Below are 21855 nucleotides of genomic sequence, written 5' to 3'. Positions count from 1 at the left end.
GGCAAAATCGCCGCACCCATCGACAGAGGGATGAATGAGCCAATGGCATTTCACAAGGGGGGAGAGCCTAGGATGCTGCGTTTCTGGCTGGCGCTGACGGCGTTGCTGCTGCTCGGCGCCTGCGCGCCATTTCACAGGCCGCTGGCGGCCGCGGACCGCAACAAGGTCCAGGAGGTCGACCTGCGCGTGGTCGTCGCACAGGAGAGCTTCATGTTCTCCGCCCAGCCCCCGGGCGTGAGCGCTGCCACCGGCGGCGGGCTGATCGGCGCGCTCATCGACTCTTCGGTGCAGCAGTCGCGCCAGAAAGAGATGAGCGCCGAGGTGCAGGCCATCGTCGGCCCGCTGCTCGACTACGACTACCGCGCCGAGGCCGGCCGGGCGCTCGAGGCGCAGCTGGCCGAGCCGAGTTCGTTTCCGCTGAAGATCCGCTCGTCGGAGCTGCTTCCCGCCATGCCGGTCAAGGCAGAGCACGAGGCCCGCATCGCCGCCACGAAGAACGGCCCCGCCTACATGGTGCTGTTGCTCCAATACGCGCTGGAGCCCGGGCTGGGCGCATTCACCACGCGCACCTCGGCCCTGCTCTGGCAGGACGGCAGGAGCGAGCCTTCGTACCGCGCGGCCGTCATCTTCCAGACGCCGGTGGGCGGCGTCGCGCGCGCCGCCGTCATACGCCGCCTCACCGCCGACGACGGGCAGGTGCTGCGCGGCGTGATGCGCGAGTCGATGGCCCAGACCTTGCAAGCGGTGGCGCTCGATGTCGCAGGCGTGCGTTCCGGTGCGGTGAAGACCGCACGCTTCAACGTCAACGGCTCCTGGGTGACGCTGGCCGGCCCGAGTTTCGACGAGCGGCCGGGACGCGTGCTGTTCCGCGACCAGGACGGAGCCCTCTATTCGGTCAGGAGCGCAGCCCCATGACGCCACGCCACGCATCGAGGGCCGCCGCCGCGCTCGGTGCCTTCTCCGTGCTTCTTGCCGCACCTGTCGCGTCGCATGCGCTGACCGAGACCGAGCCGCTTCCCATGGTGTACGAGCCGGCGCCGGAGCCTGCGGAGCGGCCCAACAGCACACCGGTCGCACCGCTGCGCGTGGCGAGCGGCTGCACCCTGTACCTGCCGAAGATCGACGACGTGCGCCCTCACAAGGCCAGTGTCGGCAACCTGACCCTCATGATGCCCACGTTGCACGCCACGCCCTTGGCGGTGCAGTCCATCCAGGGCGGCGGCGACGCGAGTGCCTGGACACGCGGCGCGCTGCAGTCGGCAAGCCGCTACGGCCTGCGGGTCGCGACGGCCGCGCTACCCGCGTCCGGCAATGCGCGGCAGGTGACGGCCGACGTGGCGCTGCGCCTGGCGCATTCGTGGTCGGCCGGCCTGAACCTGGTCTCGCACGTCGTGCTGCAGGCCACCTACCGCATGCCCGGCACCGAGGCCGTCGTGCGCCAGTACCACGGCATGGGCACGCGCACCAACTGGGCCAACGGCAACGGCGAATTCATGTCGGTGCTGAACCTCGGCATGGAAGAGGCGGTGCGCGGCATGGTCAGCGACACGGCCGCGCTGTGCGACGGCAAGCCCCTGCCCGCTCGGGTGGCCGCGCCATGAACACGATTCCACCGCTGCTGAAAGGCCGGCTCGAACTTCACCTGACCTGCGGTGCGATGGATGCCGCGCGGATTCCTTCCTTCGTCGAGGTGTGCGAGCAGGTGGGGCTCAAGCCGCTGCTGATCGACCTCGCCCACGGCGAACAGAAGCAGCAGCCCATGGCCACCACCTGGCTGCGCGGCGACCTGACCGAGGCGAAGGCCGAGGCGATGGCGCTCGCGCAATGGCTGGCGCGCGCGGGCATGGCCGTGCTGCGCGTGAAGGTGGAGGCCCCCATCCAGGGCCACGAATGCCTGAGCCGGCCCGGCGAGTACTTCGAATGGCACGGCAAGCTGCGGGTGCACGACGCCTCCGCGTTGCAGCACCTGTGCGAGACGCACGGCGCGCGCCTCTCGCGCAACAGCCTGAAGGACGAGACGGACGTGCGCTTCGTCACCCTGCGCAGCCGCGAACCGCTGGACGGGTTCAGGGCCCGCGTGGCGGCACTGGCCGGGCAGCTGGAGCGCCAGGGCTGGCCGCTGCTCAAACAGGAGACGGAGATCTGCCTGCTCGACAGCCGGGAGTCGATGGACGCGGGATGGCTGGAAGCCTCGGCATGACCCTGTCGGTGACGCAGGCCGGCATGGAGAACGAAGCCCGGCGCACCGGGGCGACGGTCGAGCAGGCGCGAGAGCTCGTTCTGCTGGAAGGTTTCATGCGCCGCGCGGCATGGGTGGGTGGCCCTTTCATGCTCAAGGGCAGCCTCGTCACGCGCCAATACCTGAACGGGCCGGAGCAGGACAACGAGCGCTTGTCGCGCGACATCGACTGGGTGTGCACCGAGCCCTTCGACCGCGAGCGCAGCGCCCGGCAACTGAATACATGGGCGCAGTCCGTGACCACGGTGCACCTCGACGACGGCCTGCACTTCCGTCCGTTCATCGACAACGCGTTCTGGCGAATGATCGACTACGCCATGGACGACGACTTTCCCACCGTCAGCACCGACATCGACGGCTGCGTGCTCGACGGCGATTCGCAAACCCCGCTGCATCGCTTCCGGCTGGACGTGAGCTTCAACCTGAAGTTGGACCCTCCGCCCGTGCCGTTGCACTACCGGCCGTGTCTCGGCGAGGCGTTCCACTTGCCGAGCACTTGCGCGCTCGACCTGCAGATCGCCTGGAAGCTTCACCAGTGCCTGGTGCGGCCGCGCTTCAAGGACCTGCTCGACCTGATGTGGCTGGTGCCGAACAACGCCGTCGATGCCGATGCCGTCGGGCGCGCGCTGCGTACCGAGTGTGCTCAGGACAAGGCTGACATCGGGCGGCTGCGCTACCTGTTGAACGGCGATATGCCGCGGCATCCGGTGTTTCCGGGCCAACGGGCCGTTAAGACGATGGCGCAAGCCTGGGAGTGGTGGCGCCACGGGACTCTGCCCAACAAGGCGGGGCCGGGGCAGGTGGTGACGTTCATCGGTGAGCCTGCCAGCGCCTGCGTATCGCGCGTCAATGCATTGCCCGACCGGCTCGAAGCCTTTCTCGCACAACTGCACGAGGCCTTGCATGGCCTGGTCGAGGCGCTGTTGCTCGAGGTGCCGCCGCGCCGGAGCGCCCAGCTCAAAGCCTGAGCCCCCCAAACTCCATCTTCATCCAGTCGATGAACGCCCGCGTGCGCGCCGGCAGCAGCCGCGCGTTCGGATAGATCACGCTCACCGGCCGTGGCGGCGGTTCGAAGTCTTCGAGCACCAGCTTCAGCCGCCCCTGCGCGACGTGCGGCATCACCTGGTACGAGAAGAAGGTGCCGAAGCCCATGCCTGCCGCGCACGACTCGATGGCCGGCGCGAGGTGGTTGAACTCCAGCCGGTTGTCGGGCATCACGCTGATCGCTTTTGCTCCCTCGTAGAACTGCCAGTGCGCCGGCGCGTCGACGCGGCCGCGCACGCAGGGCGCGCCGTTCAGCTCGCGCGGATGCGCCGGCGTGCCGTGCCGCGCCAGGTAGTCGGGGCTTGCGACCAGCACGCGGCGGATGGTGCCCATGGTCTGGGCGACGAGGGAGGAATCTTCAAGCGGGCTGATGCGGATGCCGACGTCGATGCCCTCGTCGAGCAGGTTCACCGTGCGGTCGTACAGCCGCACGCTGCAGCGCACCTTCTCGTAGCGCTTCATGAAGCGAACGATGGCCGGCGCCACGTACATGTGGCCGAAGAGCACCGGCGCGGTGATGGTGAGCTGGCCCGCCGGTTCGCGCGCCTCGGCCTTCAGCGCGAGGTCGGCGGCGTCTGCCGCGAGCAGCACCTCGCGCGCGCTCGGCAGGTAGCTGCGCCCTTCCTCGGTGAGCGAGAGGCGGCGCGTGGTGCGGTGGAAGAGGCGCACGCCCAGGTGGGCCTCCAGCGCGGCGAGGGAGCGCACCACCGCGGGCAGCGAGGTGCCCAGCGCCTCGGCGGCGCGAGTCAGGCTGCCCTGGTCGGCAATCTGCACGAAGGTCTGCATGGCCTTGAAACGATCCATGGAGCGATTAAACCGGAAAACGCAGCAGTCAAATACAGGAATGGCTATTCATTCGATCTACGCAAGAGAGAAGAATCCAGCCCATGCCCCAACTCTTCGCAGAAAAGGAATCGTCCATGACCGCCGCCCGCCTCTCTCAACCTGTGCAGCCCATCAAGCTCTACGGCTCCGCCATCTCGGGCCACGTGCATCGCGTGCGGCTCTTCCTCGCGATGCTCGGGCTGCCCTTCGAGAGCGTCGAGATCGACATGCGCAAGCGCGAGAACCGCACGCCGGAGTTCCTGGCGCGCAATCCCTTCGGTCAGGTGCCGGTGATCGAGGACGGCGAGGTCACGCTGGCCGACTCCAACGCCATCCTGGTCTACCTCAACGAACGTTATGCGACCGATCCCTCGCGCTGGATGCCACGCGATGCGGTCGGCGCGGCGCGCGTGCAGCGCTGGTTCTCGGTGGCGGCTGGTCCGCTGGCGTACGGCCCGGCGGCGGCGCGGGTCATCGCGCTGTTCGGCCATCCGGCCGACCCGACGGAGATCGTCAAGCGCTCGCACGCGCTGCTGTCGGTGATGGAAATGCACCTGGAGCAGCAGCCCTTCCTCGCGGGCCCGACCGCCACGCTGGCCGACATCGCAAACTACGCGTACGTGGCACGCGCGCCCGAAGGCAGCGTGTCGCTCGACGGCTATCCGAAGGTGCGCGAATGGCTCGGGCGCGTGGAGGCGCTGCCGGGCTTCGTGCCGATGGTGCGCACGCCCGCAGCCCCCGCGGCACCCGCGGTGGGGGTCGGCTCATGATCGCCGCGCCTTTCCACGCGGGCGAGCGCGCGCTGCAGGCCCTGGCGGGCTCGCGCGAGCAGATGGAGGTCGCCGGGCCCCGCGTGATCCGCGACTACATGCCCGACCAGCATCGCGATTTCTTCGAGCTGCTGCCGTTCATCGTGGCCGGCAGCATCGACGAGAACCTGCAGCCCTGGGCCAGCGTGCTCGCCGCGCCCGTCGGCTTCGTGCACTCGCCCGACCCCACGCACCTGCGCGTCGATGCGCTGCCGGCGGCGGATGATCCTCTTGTCGGCCAGCTGAAGCAGGGCGCCACGCTGGGCCTGCTCGGCATCCAGCCGCACACGCGGCGGCGCAACCGCATGAACGGCACGGTCGAGGCGCTCGACGATGCGGGCTTCATGGTCGCGGTGCAGCAGAGCTTCGGCAACTGCCCGCGCTACATCCAGGCGCGCGAGCCGGTGTTCGTGCCGCCGCGCGCCGGCGCGGCACCGCAGGCGCAGTGGCTCGACCGGTTCGACCTGGCGGCGCACCGCCTCATCGGCAGCGCCGACACGCTGTTCATCGCCACCGCCTATCCCGACGAGGCGGCGACAGGCGACGCGGCCGATGCGAGCTCGCATGGTGTCGACGTGTCGCATCGCGGCGGCCGGCCGGGCTTCGTGCGCATCGATGGCGACGACACGCTCACGCTGCCGGACTTCAACGGCAACCGCTTCTTCAACACGCTGGGCAACCTGGCGGCGCATCCGCGCGCCGGGCTGCTGTTCGTCGACTTCGACAGCGGCGACCTGCTGCATGTGGCGGCCACGGCCGAGATCATCTGGAACGGGCCCGAGGTGGACGCGTTCGAGGGGGCCGAGCGTCTGGTGCGTTTCCACGTCGAGCATGCGCTGCGCCGCCCGGGAGCGCTGCCGCTGCGCTGGGGCGAGGCGCAGCTGTCGCCGCACCTCGCGGGCACCGGTCAGTGGAACACTGGAATGCGCCCGTTGACCGACGGACGGTAGCTCCAGCCGCGCAGGCGCTGCGCATCGAGGTCGAGGCCGCGATGCAGCAGCGTGTGCAGGCTGGCCGCCGCCAGCGTGCAGGCCAGTGCCTGTCCGGGACATGCGTGCATGCCGTGGCCGAAGCCGAGCATGCGACGCCGTGCGCGCACCGGCATGAATCGGTCGGGCTCCGGATTGAAGGCCGGGTCGCGGTTGGCCGAGGCCAGCAGCACCAGCACCGCATCGCCCGCAGCCAGTTCGGTGCCGGCGATGGTGACGGCCTCGGCGGCGAAGCGCCGCGTGTTGTGCACCGACGGATCGTGCCGCGCGGTTTCCTCGACGATGGCCCGGAGGCCGTCGCGCGTGCCGGTCGAGGGCAGCAGCGAAGGCTCGCGCATCAGCGCGACCAGGCTGTTGCCGACCAGCCCCGCCGTGGCGTCGCAGGTCTGCGAAAGCAGGCCGGCGAGGTTCGCGAGCAGCGAGCGCGAAAGCGGCGCGTCGCCCGCGCTCTGCGCCAGCACGGCGGCGAGCAGCGTGCCGTGCTGGGGCGGCGTGCCGGCTGCCAGGGTCTCGAAGCGCGTCATCAGCTCCGCGGCGGCGGTGCTCGCGCGTTGCAACTGATCGGGCGTCGAGAGCGGCGACAGGCAGGCCACGAAGTCGCGCATCCACCGGTTCACCTGCGGCAGCGCTTCGTCGGCAAAGCCGAGCAGGTGCGCGACGGTCTGCACGGGCATCGAGAACAGCGTATCGGACAGCGCCTGCTCCCGCGGCACGCGTTGCGCGACCTGCAGGGCGGCCGCATGAACAGCGTCGAGGTCGAGCCCGGCGAGCGCCCGCTGCAGCGCGGGCCGGTGCGCCTGATGCGCGGTGCCGTCGTTCATGCGCACCAGGTGGCCGAACACCTCGCCGGCCGGGCTGCCCGCGATGGCGCGCGGCACCGGCTCGGCGGCCGGCCTCACGCGCAGCGCGCTGTGGGCCTGCAGCACCTGCTCGACGACGTCGGCGCGGCTCGCAACCCAAAGGCGCAGCTTCTCGTTCCACGCGAGCGGCGGTCCGTCGCGAAGGGTCGCGTAGTACGGATACGGATCGGCGTGGGTGGCTGCCGCGACCGGATCGGCAGGCAGGGCGTAGTGCGTGGGGCTTTGGTTCATGGGCGCCAGTGTGCGATCGATGCGGCCACCACACTTCGCCCGAGAACGAAGTGTGGCGTGCGCCGCCGTCTTAGGATCGGCGCATGGACGACACCCTTTCCTCCTCCGCCGACTTCCAGCTTGCCCGCCTCGCAGGCGCCATCGCCGAGCCGGCGCGCGCCCGCATGCTGAGCTGCCTGATGGACGGCCACGCACGCACCGCCACCGAGCTCGCCACCGTTGCCGAGGTGGCCGCGTCCACCGCCAGCGCGCATCTGGCGCGCCTGAAGGAGGAACGGCTGGTCGACGTGATGGTGCAAGGCAAGCACCGCTACTTCCGCCTCGCCAACGACGACGTCGCCTCCGCGCTCGAAAGCCTGATGGTGGTGGCCGGCACGCCCCGTACGCCGCCAGCGCCCGAGTTCAAGCCCAGCACACCCAGCCGCCTGCGCAGCGCGCGCACCTGCTACGACCACATGGCGGGCACGGCCGGCGTCGCGCTGCACGACCGCCTGCATGCGCAGGGCTGGCTCAGCGGGCTGCACAGCGGCTCGTACGAGCTCACGCCCGAAGGCGCGATCGCGCTGGAGAGCCTGGGCGTGGAGATCGACGCCGTGCGCCGCTCACGCCGCCGCTTCGCCTGCGCCTGCCTCGACTGGAGCGAACGCCGCCCGCACCTGGGGGGCGCGCTGGGCGCGGCATGGCTGCAGCTCTCGCTGAAGCGCGGATGGGCGAGGCAGGAGCTGGACGGGCGCGCGCTCACGCTGACGCCGGAGGCGCAGCGGGAGATGCCGGAGCTTTTTTCCTGAAGCGCGAAGCGTTCAGGCTTTGAGCTTGAGCAGGTAGATCAAGGGGCCGGCCATCGCCGTATCGAGATCGAGAAAACTCTCGAAGTCCTTCCCCGCCATCCAGTACGAGTCCCAGTTGTTGCGCTTGATGGTCTTCTGCCAGACCTCGGCCGTGGTGGCGCGGCGCACCGCCTCGAGCAGCACGGCGCGGCGCTCGGCCGTGACCTTCTTGCCGGTGAGCACGCCGCGCCAGTTGGCGAGGTCGGCGTCCACGCCCTGTTCGCGCACCGACGGAATGCCCTGGAAGGGGCGCTTGGCCGACACGCCGATGGCGCGCAGCTTGCCGCTGGCGAGCTGTTCGCTGAATTCGCTGTAGCCCGAGATGCCGGCGGCGGCCTTGCCCGATTCGAGCGCCTCGACCACCTGCGCGCCGCCCGGGTGCGGCTGGTAGACCAGCGCGCCGGCGTTGCCGGCCACGCGTGCCAGCATGCCGGCGTACATGTGGTCCACGCCGCCGGCCGAGCCGCCCGCGATGACGGTCTTCGCGGCATCGGTGCGCAGCTGCGCGATCAGGTCCTTCGGCGTCTTGATGGGCGAGTCGGCCTTCACGGCCACCACCTCGTAGTCGCTGGTGAGGCGCGCCACCGGCGCAACCTGCGCGAGGGTGATGGCGGGCTTCTGCAGCGCGACCGCGCCGACCATGACCATGCCGCTCATCAGCAGCGTGTCGGGATCGGCGTCGTACTTCTCGACGTATTTCGCGAGGCCGATGGTGCCGCCCTTGCCGCCCAGGTTCTCGTAGGCCACGTCGCCCACCGCGCCGGAAGCGACCATGGCGGCGCCGAGGGCGCGGCCGGTCTGGTCCCAGCCGCCGCCTTCATTGGCGGGAATGAAGATGCGTAGCTTCGGAATCAGCTGCGGCTCGGCCGCACGGGACACGGCGGGCCAGAGCGAAGCGGGCACCGCGCCCGCCGCGGCGGCCGACGCAAAGAGTGCGGCAAAACCGCGACGAGAAAGGTCGGTTGGCATGGAATGCGTCATTTTGTTTCAATCTCCCCGTAAAAGTAACGGGATGATGGACGAAAACCATGTCAAAAGCCGGTGTCGCCTGATCGGGGAAAACCCGAACAAACGACCAGGCGGCCGTGTCCTGCCAGGGCCCGGAACGCTCAGGCTTTCAGCTTCAGCAGATAGATCAGCGGGCCGGCCATCGCCGTGTCGGTCTCGAGGAAGCTCTCGAACTCCTTGCCCTCCAGCCAGAACGGGTCCCAGTTGTTCTGCTTGATGGCTTTCTGCCACGTGTCGGTGGCGGTGGCGCGCTTCACCACTGTCAACAGCGCCGCCTTGCGGTACGGCGGCACCTTGCGGCCGGTGAGCACGCCGCGCCAGTTCGCGAGGTCGGCCTCCACGCCCTGCTCGCGCACCGAGGCGATGCCCTGGAACGGCCGCTTCGACGACACGCCGATGGCCCGCAGCTTGCCGCTGGCCAGGCTCTCCGCGAACTCGCTGTAGCCGGAGATGCCCGCGGCGGCCTTGCCGCTTTCCAGCGCCTCGACCACCTCCGCTCCACCGGGGTGCGCCTGGTAGACCAGCGACTGCGAGGCCTCGGCCACGCGCGCCAGCATGCCGGCGTACATGTGGTCGACGCCGCCGGCCGAGCCGCCCGCGATGACGGTGTTGGCCGCGTCCGCGTGCAGCTGCGCGATCAGGTCCTTCGGCGTCCTGATGGGGGAGTCGGCCTTCACCGCGATCACCTCATAGTCGCTGGTGAGGCGGGCGATCGGCGCCATGTTGGCCATGGTGACCGTGGGCTTCTGCAGCGCGACCGCGCCGACCATGACCATGCCGCTCATCAACAGCGTGTCGGGGTCGGCGTCATATTTCTCGACGTACTTCGCAAGCCCGATCGTGCCGCCCTTGCCGCCGACGTTTTCATACACCACGCTGCCGACCGCGCCCGATGCCAGCATGGCGGCACCCAGCGCACGGCCGGTCTGGTCCCAGCCTCCGCCCTCGTTGGCGGGAATCACGATGCGCAGCCTGTTGCTCAGCGGCGCATCGGCCGCGTGGGCCGCGCGCGGCCACAGGGCGGCGTGCCCCCCGCCGACTGCCGCGGCCGAGGCCGCGATCCATGCAGAGAAACTGCGGCGGGAGATGGAGGAAACGGAGCGCGACTGGGTCATCTTCTTTCCGGTTGTCGTGGGATAGACCGGATGATGTCCGCGAAAAGCGCCATTCCCGCGCGGCTTCGGGCAGGACAAACCCTGAGGCCCGCGCCCTCGCCGGCCCCTGCTGGAGCCATTCTTCTTAGGGGAATGCCATTACTGGAACGCCACTTCGGCGAAGCTGCGCAGCTTGCGGCTGTGCAGCCGCGACGAGCCTTCCTCGCGCAGGATGTCGATGGCCCGCATGCCGATGCGCAGGTGCTGCTCCACACGCTCGCGGTAGAAATGGTTGGCCATGCCGGGCAGCTTGATCTCGCCGTGCAGCGGCTTGTCGCTCACGCACAGCAGGGTGCCGTAGGGCACGCGGAAGCGGAAGCCGTTGGCCGCGATGGTCGCGCTTTCCATGTCGAGTGCCACCGCGCGGCTCTGGCTGAAGCGGCGCTGCGGCTGGTTGCCCGGCAGCAGCTCCCAGTTGCGGTTGTCGGTGCTGGCCACCGTGCCGGTGCGCATGATCTTCTTCAGGTCGGGGCCCTCATAGCGCGTGACGTCGGCCACGGCTTTTTCCAGCGCGAGCTGGATCTCCGACAGCGCCGGAATGGGCACCCACAGCGGGAGCTCCTCGTCGAGCACGTGGTCCTCGCGCACGTAGGCGTGGGCCAGCACGTAGTCGCCGAGCTGCTGCGTGTTGCGCAGGCCCGCGCAGTGGCCCAGCATCATCCAGGCGTGCGGGCGCAGCACCGCGATGTGGTCGGTGATGGTCTTGGCGTTGGCCGGGCCGACGCCGATGTTGACCATGGTGGTGCCGCTGCAGTCCTCGCGCACCAGGTGGTAGGCCGGCATCTGCGGCAGGCGCGGCGGCGCGGTGCCCTGGCTGCCGTCGAGCAGGTGGCCGTAGGTGGCGCTCGAGCCGGCGGGCAGGCCGCGTCGGCGCGTGACCACGTTGCCGGGCTCGATGAAGGCGACGTACTCGCTGTTCTCGTCGGCCATGGCCTCGTGGCCCAGGCGCACGAACTCGTCGATGTAGAACTGGTAGTTGGTGAACAGGACGAAGTTCTGGAACCACTCCGGCGCCGTGCCCGAGTAGTGGCGCAGGCGGTGCAGCGAGTAGTCGACCCGTGCGGCGGTGAACAGCGACAGCGGCTGAGCCTCGCCGTCTCGCGCCTCGAAGGTGCCGTTGGCGATGCCGTCGTCCATCACGCCCAGGTCGGGCAGGTCGAACACGTCGCGCATGAGGGCGCGGCGCTCGGCGCTCATGGTGCCTTCGATGTGGTCGTTCTCGGCGAAGGAGAAGTGGATCGGGATCGGCTGCGTGCTGGTGCCCACCTCGAGCTCAACCTGGTGGTTCTCCAGCAGCAGCCGGAACTGGTCGAGGTAGTAGCGCGCGAACAGGTCGGGGCGCGTGAGCGTGGTCTCGTAGCGGCCGGGGCCGGCCACGAAGCCGTAGCTCAGGCCGGCGTTGGCCGGCGGCGTGTGGCGCGAGACGGTGTGGGTGTGGACCCGCACGAAGGGGTAGCAGGCCCGCACCCGCCCCGGCAGTTCCTCGCCGGCGACGAAGCGCAGCATCGATTCGCGCAAATGGGCCAGGCCGCCGTTGTAGATGGACTTGACCTGTTCGAGCGCCGCGGCGGCGTCGGTGAAGCGGGCGGGGGCGACGAAAGTTGGCATGTAGGGCATGGCGGCATTGTGCAATGCGGCTGCCCGGTCAGTCAGTGATCGGTTGGGGGTCAGTCGTCCAGGAGGCAGGCCAGCACCTTCGCCAGCATCTCGTTCACGTCCGAGACCTGCACCGCCCCCGGCAGCGCCACGTCGCCATGCATCACGAACACCGGCTTGCCCCACTTGAGACCCAGTGCCATCTCGGACAGCGTTCCCATGTTGCCGCCGATGGCGACCAGGCACACGCCGCTGCGCGCGACGATGCCGTTGCGCATCTCGCCCATGCCGGTCGGAATGGCCACGCTGAGCCACTCGTTGGCGTTGCGGTCGTCGTCCTCAGGCAGGATGCCCACGGCGATGCCGCCGGCTTCCGCGGCGCCGCGCGAGGCCGCCGCCATCACGCCGCCGCGCCCGCCGCAGACCACGGCCATGCCCGCGCCGGCCAGCGCGTGCGCCACCGCATAAGCGGCTTCGCATTCGGCCGCACCGCCGTCGCCGGGGCCGATGATGGCCACCGGCTGGCGGTGGCGCTGCGGCCCCTTCTGCTTCTGCGCTAGGCGCGCCAGCGCCTCAGTGACCTGCGCCGGCAGCGCCACCGCGCTCGCGCCTTCGCGTAAAGACATCGCCCACTCCCATCACGATCACACACACAACCATCAGCACCAGCGACAGGGCCGCTGCCACCGCGAAATCGAAACCGCCGTCGCCCACCTGCGCCAGCAGCATCAGCGGCAGGATGTTGAGCTGCGTGCCCACGAGCGCCAGCGCCGTGCCGTAGGTGCCCATCGCGATCGCGGCCACCATGCAGGCGTTCGACAGCACCGAGGGCATCACCTCGGGCACCACCGTGTCCCAGAAGGCGCGCGCTTTCGACGCACCCAGCGTGCGCGCTGCCTGCACCGGGCGCAGGTCGAGGTTGGCGAACACCGGGTACAGCGACAGCGCCACGCGCGGAATCAGGTAATAGGCATACGCAAAACCCAGGCCCGACACGCTGTAGATCCAGCTGCCGATGGCCGCCGGGTCCGCCCCCAGGCCCGCGAGCAGCTGCGTCACGAAGCCCGCACGGCCGAAGGCCAGGATGAAGCCGTAGGCGATCACCAGACCCGAGAAGGCCAGCGGCAGGCCCAGCAGCGTCATCATCCAGCGCCGCCGGCCCTCGGGCTGGCGCGCGAGCTCGATCGCGATGCACGTGCCCACCAGCGCCGACATGGCACCCGCCGCGAGCCCGAGCGCCAGCGTGTTGCGCAGCGCGCCGAAGAACAGCGGGTTGCCGAACAGCCGGCCGAAGGCGCTGCCGCCCTCGCCGAAGGCCTCGGGCAGCAGCGCCGCCAGCGGCACCGCGAAGAACAGCGCCATGAAGGCCCACGCGGGCCAGGCGCCAAAGCGTCGCATGGCTGCCTACTTGCCCAGTGCGGCTTGCGCCCAGAGCTTGTCGACTTCCGCCTTGCGCTCCGAGGCCTTCACCACGTCGAGCGGCTTGATCTGCGGCGCGGCCGGCATCTTCGCCGCCACGTCGGCCGACAGCGGCGTACCCGGCACTGCAGGGCGCACGAAGCCCTGGGCGAACAGCGACTGGCCGGCCTCGCTCATGATGAAGTTGAGCCACAGCTTGCCGGCGTTCGGGTTCGGGCCGTTCTTCACGAGGCTGATGGCATAGGGCGCGGCCACGCTGGCTTCCTTGGGAATCACGACTTCCACCGCGTCGCCCATGCCGTCGACGTGCTTGGCCTTCAGGCCGTCGTTCTCGTAGCTGATCCACACCGGGATCTCGCCCTTCAGGAACTTGGCATAAGGCGTAGTGCCTTCCACGCGCAGCACGTTGCCGGCCGCATGCAGCTTGCCGAGGTAGTCGGTGCCGGGCGGCACGTTGTCGACGCTGCCGCCGTTGGCGTAGGCCGCCGCGAAGGTCAGCACTTGGCCGATGCCGGTGGAGCGCGGGTCGAGGTACACGACCGTGTTCTTGAACTCGGGCTTGAGCAGGTCGGCCCAGCCGGTGGGCACGTTCTTCACCAGCTTCTTGTTGACCAGGAAGGCGATGTTGAGCGTGTGGATGGTGAACCAGCGGCCCTCGGCCTCGCGGAACACGGCCGGCAGCTTGTCGAAGTTGACGGGCTTGAAGGGCGCGACCACGTCTTTCTTGGCGGCGTCGACGGCGGAGGCGGCGAAGTAGTAGGCGGTGTCGGCCTGCGGGCGGCGTTTGGTCTTCTCGAGCGAGACCACGGTGGCGGCGGAGCCGATGTCGTTGTAGGTCAGCTCGATCTCGGGATAGCGCTTCTTGAAGTCGCGGAACAGCGACTTCCAGTTGGCCCATTCGGGGCCGGTGTCGAAGGAGACGCACAGGCCTTCCTTCTGCGCCTCGGCGTACAGCGCCTTCTCGCCGGCGTAGAGCTCGGGGCCGTCGAAGGCGAATGCGGTGCGGGCCGCGAGGGTGGCCAGCGGCAGTGCGCCGGCGGCCTGGATCAGATGTCTGCGTTGCATGGTGGCTCCTTGGAGGATGGGTTCAGTGGTCCAGTAAACGGAGGTGTTCCGGAGCGATGGCGATGGCCTCTGCCGCCGGCATCGCCGATTCGGCGAGGAAGGGCTTGCCCGCGCCCGGCACTTCGAAGTCGTAGCGCGTGAGCGCGCCCAGGTAGCGCTGCGCGCCGGTGCGGCCCGCGAGCCGGTTCACGGCGTCGGCGGCCGGGTCGGGCCGGACGTGCTCGGGCCGCACCAGCACATGCACTTCGCTGCCGAAGGGGCGTTGGCCGGTGTCGGCGAAGAGCTCGGCGAAACCCATGTCCAGGCGGCCGGGCGCGGCCACCTTCGCGGACAGGATCGTCGAGAGCCCGACGAACTCCGCCACCGCGCGGCTCGCGGGGTTCTCGTAGATGTCGCGCGGCGTGGCGATCTGCAGCAGCCGGCCGTCTTTCAGCATCGCCACGCGGTCGGCCATGGCCAGCGCTTCCTCCTGGTCGTGCGTGACCAGCAGCGTCGTGGCGTTGAAGCGCTGCTGGATGGCGCGGATCTGGTCGCGCAGGTGGCCGCGCACGCTGGCGTCGAGGGCCGAGAGCGGCTCGTCGAGCAGCAGGGCGCGCGGGTCGATGGCCAGCGCGCGGGCCAGGGCCACGCGCTGCTGCTGCCCGCCCGAGAGCTGCGCCACTGCGCGCCGCGAGAACTCGCCCAGTCCGACGATGTCGAGCAGCTCCTGCGCGCGGCGGTGCCGTTCGGCCGTGGCCACCTTGCGCAGCTTCAGGCCGTAGGCCACGTTGTCGAGCACGCTCAGGTGCGGAAAGAGCGCGTAGCTCTGGAACACCATGCCGATGTGGCGCTGGTGCACCGGCGTGCGCGACATGTCCTCGCCGTCGAGCGCGATGCGGCCGGTGTGGCCCGTCTCCAGGCCCGACACCAGCTTCAGCAGCGTCGACTTGCCCGAGCCGCTGGGACCGATCACCGCGACCAGCTCGCCGGTGCGCACGTCCAGCGATACGTCGTGCAGCCCGTGCGTGCTGCCGGGGTAGTTGTAGCTGACCTTGTCGAGGAGGAGGCTCATGGCGTATCGGTTCTGCCGCTTATGCGCGTTGCTTCACGAGGGAGGAGGAAAGAAGCGCCGACGCGCTCGCCAGCACCAGCAGGATCACCGTGGCCGCGCAGGCGAAGCCCGTCGCGCCGTAGAAGGCCTGCAGCAGCACCACCGGGTAGGTGCGGTTCTGGAAGCTCGTGAGCAGGTTCGACACGCCGAACTCGCCCACCGAGATGGCCGCCACCATCACCAGCCCGCTGATCAGGCTCTGGCGCAGGCTGGGCAGCACGATGCCGGTGAACTGCTGCCAGCCCGAGGCGCCGAGCGTGGCGGCCGCCTGCTCCAGTCGGCCGAGGTCGAGGTGGCGCAGATCGGTCAGCAGCGTGTTGGTAAGGTAGGGCAGCGTGAGGATCGCGTGCGCCGCGATCAGGAGCGGCATCGAGCCCAGCCAAGGCGCGAGGTCGGTGTTGAAGACGATCATGTAGCCGAAGGCCAGCGTGATTGCCGGCACCGCCACCGGCGTGGCGCTCACGATGCGCGCCGCCAGGCTGCCGCCGCGCCGCGCGCCGTGGTACAGCGCATAGGCCAGCGGCAGCGCCAGCACGGTGTTGATGGCGCAGGCCGACATGGCGACCACGAGGCTGCTCACGAAGGCCTTGCGGAAGGAGGTGTCGAGCCAGAGGTCGGCATACCACTGCCCGGTGATGCCCGTGGGCAGCAGCGTGTTGGTCCAGTTGCCGCCCACGCTGCCGACCAGCAGCAGCGCGATGGGCAGCAGCAGGTACAGGCCGTAGACGAGCGAGATGACGCGAACCAAGTTTGTCTCCAATGTCATGGACACCCGGCATACTTTCCGGATGCGCTACTGTTCGCGCCGGCCATGCCGCCGCGCCGCCTCGAATTCTAGGAACCGCGTGCGTACTTATGGGTGAAAGTTGGATGACGACATTTGAGCAATCGGAAAGCGTTTTTCACGCAGCTTTCATGAAGCGAGGCCATGCATGAAGCGCGACTGCCCCACCATCCAGGAACTGCTGGCCTTCGACGCCGTGGCGCGCCACCAGAGCATCACGCTCGCGGCCGGCGCCCTGTGCATCACCGTGAGCGCGGTCAGCAAGCAGATCGCGGGGCTCGAGGCCTTCCTGGGCCGCGAGTTGCTGCAGAAGAACGGGCGCGGCGTGCAGCTCACGCCGCAGGGGCGCGTGTACTGGCAGAAGATCTCCGGCGGCCTGCGCGCCATCGAGACCGCCACCTTCGAGGCCCGTTCGGGCGACGCTGGCGCCGGCCTGCTCACGCTGGCGAGCGTGCCCACCTTCCTCACCAAGTGGCTCATTCCACGCCTGCCCGCCTTCAGCCAGAAAAGCCGCCACGTGATGCTGAGCTTCAGCCGCCACCTGGAGCCCAGCGACGGCATCCCGGCAGGCGTGGACGCCGCCATCCGATACGGCCCCGACGGCTGGCCCGGCGTGGTGTCCGAATACATCGCGGGGCGCGAGTTCGTGCTGATCGTGGCGCGCTCGCTGGTGGAAGGGCGCCACCGCATCGCGCAGCCCGCCGACATCGTCGGCCACACGCTGCTGCACCACGAGGGCGCCCCCACCGCCTGGCGCCTGTGGGCCGTGCAGCATGGCGTGCCAGAGGTGCAGACCGTGGCCGGACCGCGTTTCGCCCAGTATTCGGCGCTGATCCAGGCGGCGCTCAACGGACTGGGCATCGGCCTCGTGCCCAAGCTGCTGGTGCAGGAGGAGCTCGCCGAAGGCGCACTGCTGAGCCCCTGCGGCACGCCCGTGAGCGTGAACCAGGGGCACTACCTGTGCTATCGGCCCGACCGCCTCGACCTGCCGGCCTTCGCGGCGTTCCGCGAATGGCTGCTCGACGAGGGGCTGAAATCGCGCGGCGTGGAAACTGAGGCATGAAGCGAGGCATGAAGGCGCCATCTTCGCTAGGCTTGCCCTTCGTACGGACAAGCAAGGAAACGAACCGATGAAAGTCGCAGTCATGGGAGCCGGCGCGGTCGGCTGTTACTACGGGGCGATGCTCGCGCGCGCCGGGCATGAGGTTGTGCTGGTAGGCCGGCCCTCGCATGTGGAGGCCGTCAACGCCCGGGGCCTGCGCCTGGAGACCAAGGCCTTCGACGAGCACGTGCGCGTTGCCGCGAGCACCGAGGCTTCGGCCGTGCAGGGCGCCGACCTCGTGCTCTTCTGCGTGAAGTCCACCGACTCCGAAGCGGCCGCCGAACAGATCAGGCCGCATCTCGTCCCCGGCGCACTGGTGCTCACGCTGCAGAACGGCGTGGACAACGACCAGCGCGTGCGCTCGGTGCTGCCGCCGTCGAACGAAGTCGCCGCGGCCGTCGTCTACGTCGCGACCGAGATGGCCGGCCCCGGCCACGTGAAGCACCACGGCCGCGGCGAGCTGGTGATCGCGCCCTCGGCCCGCAGCGAGGAAGTGGCGCGGCAGCTGGAGGCCGCCGGCGTGCCCACGCAGATATCGTCCAACGTGCGCGGATCGCTCTGGGCCAAGCTGATCCTCAACTGCGCCTACAACGCTCTCTCCGCCGTCACGCAGCTGCCCTACGGCGTGCTCGTGAAGGGCACCGGCGTGGCCGACGTCATCCGCGACGTGGTGGCCGAATGCCTCGCGGTCGCGAAGGCCGAGGGCGTGGACGTGGTCGGCGACACCGACGCCGCCGTGCGCGCCATCGCGCAGACCATGCCGTCGCAGTACTCCTCCACCGCGCAGGACCTCGCGCGCGCCAGGCCCACCGAGATCGACCATCTCAACGGCCTCATCGTGCGTCGCGGCGAGGCGCTGGGCGTGCCCACGCCGGCGAACCGCGTGCTGTTCGTGATGGTGAAGCTGCTCGAGGACAAGCAGCAGCACGGAACCCGCTCCTAGTCTTTGGCTGAAACGCGACTTCTCGTATCATTTTGAAACGCGCCCTCAAGGGCGTCGTGAGCGGGGATATGTCGCCCCGTTCCCATAAGAGAAGCTCTGGAGGAGTTCATGTTCGAACGGATGCAGCGGGCCATCAAGTGGCCATGGGGAGAGTTTTGCCTGCTTGCCGCATTGGCTGTCACCACGGTGGCGCAGGCCGCCGAGCCTCAGCAGGCCCACTCTATTTCAAAGCAGTGGTATGCGGACTACGAGGTGGCGCCCGACGGTCGGTCCACAACAACCTACACATCGGCGACCCAGATTGTTCATTCGAGTGCGCTGGAGGACATGAAGTCCGCGACTTTCTCGTACAGCACAAGCATCCAGAAGGGCGAAATTCTGGAGGCGTATACGTTGAAGGCCGATGGGCGGCGCATCGCGGCGCCTCCGACCAACTATCAGACCGAGGTCAACAACGGACGTGATGGGGCGAAGCCGCTCTTCTCCGACTACACGCGTCTCTCCGTGGTGTTTCCGGACGTGGCCGTGGGTGACACGGTCGGCGTGAAATACCGTATCGCCGACAAGGAGCCGATCTTTCCGGGCGCATTCTCGGTCGTTCAAGCCTTCTCGCCCTACAGCGTCTATGAAGATGCCCGGATCACGGTCCGTTTCTCCAAGGCACTCGATCTGAAGTTCGAAAGCCACAACCTGAAGGAGGAAGCCGCCGGCGAAGACGGAGGCCTGCAGGTGCGCACGTGGAGCTATCGCAATCCTTCGCCGCGGACATACGACGAAGCCGACGAAGGCATCTGGCGCCTTGAGGAATTCCCCGTGCTGATGGTGAGCACCTTCCCGAACTACGAGTCCATCGCCAAGGCCTATGGCGACCGCGCGTTGCCCAAGGCCGAGCCCAATGACCGGGTGACTGCCCTGGCGAAGTCCATCGTGGGCGATCAGGCGGATCCCCTCGTGCGCGCCCGCCTGCTCTACGAATGGGTGTCCCGCAACATTACCTACGGCGGCAACTGCATCGGCGTGGGCGCGGTCGTGCCGCGAGATACCGATACGGTGCTCGAAAACAGAATGGGCGATTGCAAGGATCACGCGACCTTGCTGCAGGCTCTGTGGCGCGCGGCAGGCATCCGGGGCGAACAGGTGCTGATCAATGCCGGCAGCCAGCTCGATCTGCCGGCTACGCCTGTTGTGTCGATGGTCAACCACGTCATCAACTATCTGCCCGACTGGAAGATCTACCTGGACGCCACTGCCAAGGACATTCCGTTTGGCTACCTGCCAAGTGGTTCGCACGGCAAACCCGTCCTCCATGTGGGCGCGCCCACGGTATTGGCAACGATTCCGCCCTTGCCCGCTGACCGGAAGCAGCAGCATGTGCAAACCAGACTGCGCGTCGGCGCCGACGGCAGCGCGACAGGCGATATACAGGTCAGCCTCAAGGGAACACAAGCTGCACAATGGCGCGCCTACATGAATGATCTCAAGGCGACCGCGGTGCGCGACTTCGTGCGGCGCACGCTGTCGGCCTCCGGCTTCAAGGGCAAAGGTGAGCTCGACCGCGGCGATCTGTCCGACGCCAAGGCCCTGGCGGACGAGTATTCGTTCGGCTTCACCTTCGAGATAGACAACTATCTGCAAGCCGGGACCTCAGGGGCCTTCCGGCTGACCCCCGTTGCCAATCTGCCGCTGTCTGTTTCTCGTTTTGCGTTCAAGGGAGATCAGGCTTCGGTCACGCGCCGCCACTACTGCACCGGATTCAAGACTGGAGAGAGCTACGACATCGAACTGGCACCGGGTGTGAGCTTCGTCCAACTGCCGGAGTCTTTGACTAAGCGTGGCCGGTATCTCGAGTTTGCGAGCAGCTACAAGCGAACGAAGACCGGCGTGCGCGTTGTGCGCGAGCTGTTCGACAAGACGCCGGAGGGCGTCTGCACAGCAGACTTCCTGAACGGCTGGCAGTCCGAAGTCGAGCCGATTGCGCAGAACCTGAAGTCGCAGGTCTTCTACAAGCGCAAGTCGCGTTGAGCTTTCGCCGGCGGGCTAACCAGGCATCGGCTCGCGCATCGTCACGAACTCCTCGGCAGCCGTGGGATGGATGCCCACCGTGCTGTCGAAGATCGCCTTCGTCGCTCCCGCCCGCATCGCCACCGCGAAGCCCTGCACCACTTCGCCGGCATTGGCGCCCACCATGTGCAGGCCCACGACGCGATCGGTGGCCTTGTCGACCACCAGCTTCATGAAGGTGCGCTCGCTGCGGCCCGAGAGCGCGTGGCGCAGCGACTTGAATTCGCTGGAGAACACCGCCACTTCGCCGAATTTCGCGCGCGCGTCGAGCTCGGTGTAGCCGCAGGTGCCAATGTTCGGGTGGGTGAACACGGCGGTGGGAATGAACTCGTAGTCGAGCCGGCGCTTTCCCTTGCCGAAGAGCTCGTCGACCACCACCATCGCCTCGGCCAGCGCCACCGGCGTGAGCTGCACGCGCGTGGAGACGTCGCCCACCGCATAGATCGACGGCACCGAGCTGCGGTAGTGCGCATCGACCGCGATCGCGCCGCGCTCGTCGAGCGCCACGCCCGCCGCCTCCAGGCCCAGCCCCTGCGTGTTGGGCACGCGGCCGGTGGCGAAGAGCACCGTGTCGGCCTCGATCTGCTGGCCGCGCGCGAGCGTGACCGTGAGTCCGCCGGTGCCGCCCGTGCCGCGGGTTACCGATGCGACATCGCAGTTCAGCCGCACGTCGACGCCGGCCTTGCCCATCTCGTTGGCCAGGAACTGCCGCACGTCGTCGTCGAAGCCGGTGAGCAGGTGCGCGCGGCGGTGCAGCTGCGTGACCTTGGCGCCCAGCCCGTTGAAGATCGATGCGAACTCGCAGGCGATGTAGCCGCCGCCCACCACCAGCAGGCGCTTGGGGAACGGGTCGAGGTCGAACATCGCGTCGGAGGTCACGACGTGCTCGCGGCCCTGGATGTCGGGCACGAAGGGCGTGCCGCCGGTGGCCACGAGCAGGTGGCGCGCCGTGTGGCGCTTGCCGTCGACCTCCACCGTGTGCGGATCGACCAGCTGGGCCCATCCGGTGACGAGCGTGACGCCCGCGTTCTTCAGCAGCGAGGCGTAGATGCCGTTGAGCCGGGCGATCTCTTTTGCGCGCTGCGCCTTCAGGTGCGCCCAGTCGAACTGCGGCGCCTCGGGCAGCTTCCAACCGTAGCCCGCGGCCTCCTCGAAGGATTCGGCATAGCCGGCCGCGTAGCTGTAGAGCTTCTTGGGAATGCAGCCCACGTTGACGCAGGTGCCGCCGAGCTCGGCGGCCTCGGCGAGGGCGACGCGGGCGCCGGTCTGCGCCGCCATGCGCGCGGCGCGAACGCCGCCGCTGCCGCCGCCGATGACGAAGAGATCGAAGTCGAATGTGGGCATGAAAGGCTTGCTCCTTGGCCGCCGACTGTAGCGGCCGGGACGAAGCCGGCGCTTTCGTCGGGGCTTGCTTGACCCTGGAGCTGGTTCAGGGATTCCACTGCGTCCGGGCCCCGCGGGAGTTCATCGCCGTCGGCGACGCTTCCACGGACAGCCTGTTTCCAGGGAGATGCACATGGGCATGCTTGAAAGACTTTTTGGAGGCCACGGCGGATCGCGGCACGGCGGCGGTGGAGGCCACCACGGCGGATACGGCAACGGCGCGCCGCCGACAGGAGGAGGCGGTGGTAGCGCATGCCCCGCATGCCGCGCAGTCAACGGCCCGGACGCGCGTTTCTGCCAGCAATGCGGCGGCTCGATGCAGCCGGCGGCCTGCAGGCAGTGCGGCACCGCGATGCAGGCCGGCGCGAAGTTCTGCGCGCAGTGCGGCCAGCCTTCGGAAGCCGCGCCGCGCGGCTGAAGCGCTAC

22 protein-coding genes are annotated in these 21855 nt (G+C 68.8%); 11 read left to right on the top strand and 11 right to left on the bottom strand.

Annotated elements, in window-relative coordinates:
* Positions 1 to 72 precede the first annotated feature (72 nt).
* From FHT32_RS12960 to FHT32_RS12945, 4 genes are read left to right on the top strand one after another with little or no spacing between them, the layout of a single operon-like run.
* Positions 73 to 915, top strand: a complete 843-nt coding sequence (locus FHT32_RS12960; protein WP_176665049.1) for a hypothetical protein — start codon at positions 73 to 75, stop codon at positions 913 to 915.
* The gene (locus tag FHT32_RS12955) at positions 912 to 1601 is read left to right on the top strand and encodes a hypothetical protein (RefSeq protein ID WP_176665048.1); all 690 of its coding nucleotides are present in this window, start codon (positions 912 to 914) and stop codon (positions 1599 to 1601) included. Before FHT32_RS12960 ends, FHT32_RS12955 begins: the two co-directional genes overlap by 4 nt.
* Complete coding sequence (locus tag FHT32_RS12950; RefSeq protein WP_218088214.1) at positions 1598 to 2200, top strand: hypothetical protein; 603 nt, start codon at positions 1598 to 1600, stop codon at positions 2198 to 2200. The genes FHT32_RS12955 and FHT32_RS12950 overlap by 4 nt, the downstream gene beginning before the upstream one ends.
* On the top strand, positions 2197 to 3207 hold the full coding sequence (locus tag FHT32_RS12945) for a nucleotidyl transferase AbiEii/AbiGii toxin family protein (RefSeq protein ID WP_176665047.1): 1011 nt from the start codon (positions 2197 to 2199) through the stop codon (positions 3205 to 3207). Before FHT32_RS12950 ends, FHT32_RS12945 begins: the two co-directional genes overlap by 4 nt.
* On the opposite strand, the gene FHT32_RS12940 is transcribed toward FHT32_RS12945, so the two are convergent.
* The gene (locus tag FHT32_RS12940; protein ID WP_176665046.1) at positions 3197 to 4087 is read right to left on the bottom strand and encodes a LysR family transcriptional regulator; all 891 of its coding nucleotides are present in this window, start codon (positions 4085 to 4087) and stop codon (positions 3197 to 3199) included. The two genes, FHT32_RS12945 and FHT32_RS12940, sit on opposite strands and share 11 nt — an antisense overlap.
* 116 nt (positions 4088 to 4203) lie before the next feature.
* On the opposite strand from FHT32_RS12940, the gene FHT32_RS12935 reads away from it, so the two are divergent.
* Together FHT32_RS12935 and FHT32_RS12930 are read left to right on the top strand one after the other, a co-directional pair.
* Entirely contained in the window at positions 4204 to 4878 is a 675-nt protein-coding gene (locus FHT32_RS12935; protein ID WP_176665045.1) for a glutathione S-transferase family protein, read from the top strand.
* The gene (locus FHT32_RS12930) at positions 4875 to 5867 is read left to right on the top strand and encodes a pyridoxamine 5'-phosphate oxidase family protein (RefSeq protein ID WP_176665044.1); all 993 of its coding nucleotides are present in this window, start codon (positions 4875 to 4877) and stop codon (positions 5865 to 5867) included. Before FHT32_RS12935 ends, FHT32_RS12930 begins: the two co-directional genes overlap by 4 nt.
* Here FHT32_RS12930 and FHT32_RS12925 read toward each other — a convergent pair.
* A complete protein-coding gene (locus tag FHT32_RS12925; RefSeq protein ID WP_176665043.1) occupies positions 5825 to 6997 on the bottom strand; it encodes a cytochrome P450 in 1173 nt (390 codons plus the stop codon). The two genes, FHT32_RS12930 and FHT32_RS12925, sit on opposite strands and share 43 nt — an antisense overlap.
* Positions 6998 to 7080: 83 nt before the next feature.
* Between FHT32_RS12925 and FHT32_RS12920 the strand changes: the two genes are divergently transcribed.
* Positions 7081 to 7785 (top strand): helix-turn-helix transcriptional regulator, encoded by a 705-nt coding sequence (locus FHT32_RS12920; protein WP_176665042.1) that lies wholly within the window; start codon positions 7081 to 7083, stop codon positions 7783 to 7785.
* Positions 7786 to 7797: 12 nt separating this feature from the next.
* Here FHT32_RS12920 and FHT32_RS12915 read toward each other — a convergent pair whose 3' ends face one another.
* From FHT32_RS12915 to FHT32_RS12880, 8 genes are all read right to left on the bottom strand, one after another.
* A complete protein-coding gene (locus FHT32_RS12915) occupies positions 7798 to 8793 on the bottom strand; it encodes a Bug family tripartite tricarboxylate transporter substrate binding protein (RefSeq protein ID WP_371132175.1) in 996 nt (331 codons plus the stop codon).
* Positions 8794 to 8933: 140 nt separating this feature from the next.
* Positions 8934 to 9947 (bottom strand): tripartite tricarboxylate transporter substrate binding protein, encoded by a 1014-nt coding sequence (locus tag FHT32_RS12910; protein ID WP_176665040.1) that lies wholly within the window; start codon positions 9945 to 9947, stop codon positions 8934 to 8936.
* Positions 9948 to 10085: 138 nt separating this feature from the next.
* Positions 10086 to 11603, bottom strand: coding sequence for an AMP nucleosidase (locus FHT32_RS12905; RefSeq protein ID WP_176665039.1), 1518 nt, complete (start codon positions 11601 to 11603; stop codon positions 10086 to 10088).
* A gap of 50 nt (positions 11604 to 11653) precedes the next feature.
* Positions 11654 to 12208: a TIGR00725 family protein gene (locus tag FHT32_RS12900; RefSeq protein WP_176665038.1), complete on the bottom strand. Its 555-nt coding sequence runs from the start codon at positions 12206 to 12208 to the stop codon at positions 11654 to 11656.
* Positions 12156 to 12980, bottom strand: a complete 825-nt coding sequence (locus FHT32_RS12895; RefSeq protein WP_176665037.1) for an ABC transporter permease — start codon at positions 12978 to 12980, stop codon at positions 12156 to 12158. Before FHT32_RS12895 ends, FHT32_RS12900 begins: the two co-directional genes overlap by 53 nt.
* A gap of 6 nt (positions 12981 to 12986) precedes the next feature.
* Positions 12987 to 14066 (bottom strand): extracellular solute-binding protein, encoded by a 1080-nt coding sequence (locus FHT32_RS12890; protein ID WP_176665036.1) that lies wholly within the window; start codon positions 14064 to 14066, stop codon positions 12987 to 12989.
* A 22-nt stretch (positions 14067 to 14088) separates the two neighbouring features.
* Positions 14089 to 15117 carry an ABC transporter ATP-binding protein gene (locus tag FHT32_RS12885; protein ID WP_176665035.1) on the bottom strand — a complete coding sequence of 343 codons (1029 nt, stop codon included), beginning with the start codon at positions 15115 to 15117 and terminating at the stop codon, positions 14089 to 14091.
* Between the two features lie 19 nt (positions 15118 to 15136).
* Complete coding sequence (locus FHT32_RS12880) at positions 15137 to 15922, bottom strand: ABC transporter permease (RefSeq protein WP_176665034.1); 786 nt, start codon at positions 15920 to 15922, stop codon at positions 15137 to 15139.
* A gap of 166 nt (positions 15923 to 16088) precedes the next feature.
* Here FHT32_RS12880 and FHT32_RS12875 point away from each other — a divergent pair, with 166 nt between their 5' ends.
* The 3 genes from FHT32_RS12875 (at position 16089) to FHT32_RS12865 (ending at position 20007) form a co-directional block, all read left to right on the top strand.
* Positions 16089 to 17003, top strand: coding sequence for a LysR substrate-binding domain-containing protein (locus tag FHT32_RS12875; protein ID WP_019657775.1), 915 nt, complete (start codon positions 16089 to 16091; stop codon positions 17001 to 17003).
* A gap of 67 nt (positions 17004 to 17070) precedes the next feature.
* Complete coding sequence (locus FHT32_RS12870; RefSeq protein ID WP_176665033.1) at positions 17071 to 17985, top strand: ketopantoate reductase family protein; 915 nt, start codon at positions 17071 to 17073, stop codon at positions 17983 to 17985.
* Between the two features lie 108 nt (positions 17986 to 18093).
* Entirely contained in the window at positions 18094 to 20007 is a 1914-nt protein-coding gene (locus tag FHT32_RS12865; RefSeq protein WP_176665032.1) for a DUF3857 domain-containing protein, read from the top strand.
* Between the two features lie 15 nt (positions 20008 to 20022).
* On the opposite strand, the gene gorA is transcribed toward FHT32_RS12865, so the two are convergent.
* Positions 20023 to 21390, bottom strand: coding sequence for a glutathione-disulfide reductase (gorA, locus tag FHT32_RS12860; protein WP_176665031.1), 1368 nt, complete (start codon positions 21388 to 21390; stop codon positions 20023 to 20025).
* Positions 21391 to 21562: 172 nt separating this feature from the next.
* Between gorA and FHT32_RS12855 the strand changes: the two genes are divergently transcribed.
* Entirely contained in the window at positions 21563 to 21847 is a 285-nt protein-coding gene (locus tag FHT32_RS12855) for a zinc ribbon domain-containing protein (protein ID WP_176665030.1), read from the top strand.
* The last annotated feature ends 8 nt before the right edge of the window (positions 21848 to 21855 follow it).

It is taken from the genome of Variovorax sp. SG517, from assembly GCF_013376045.1.
Classification (GTDB): domain Bacteria; phylum Pseudomonadota; class Gammaproteobacteria; order Burkholderiales; family Burkholderiaceae_C; genus Variovorax.
Note: the sequence above shows the minus strand (reverse complement) of the source record. Positions and strands in the feature narration are given on the sequence as shown.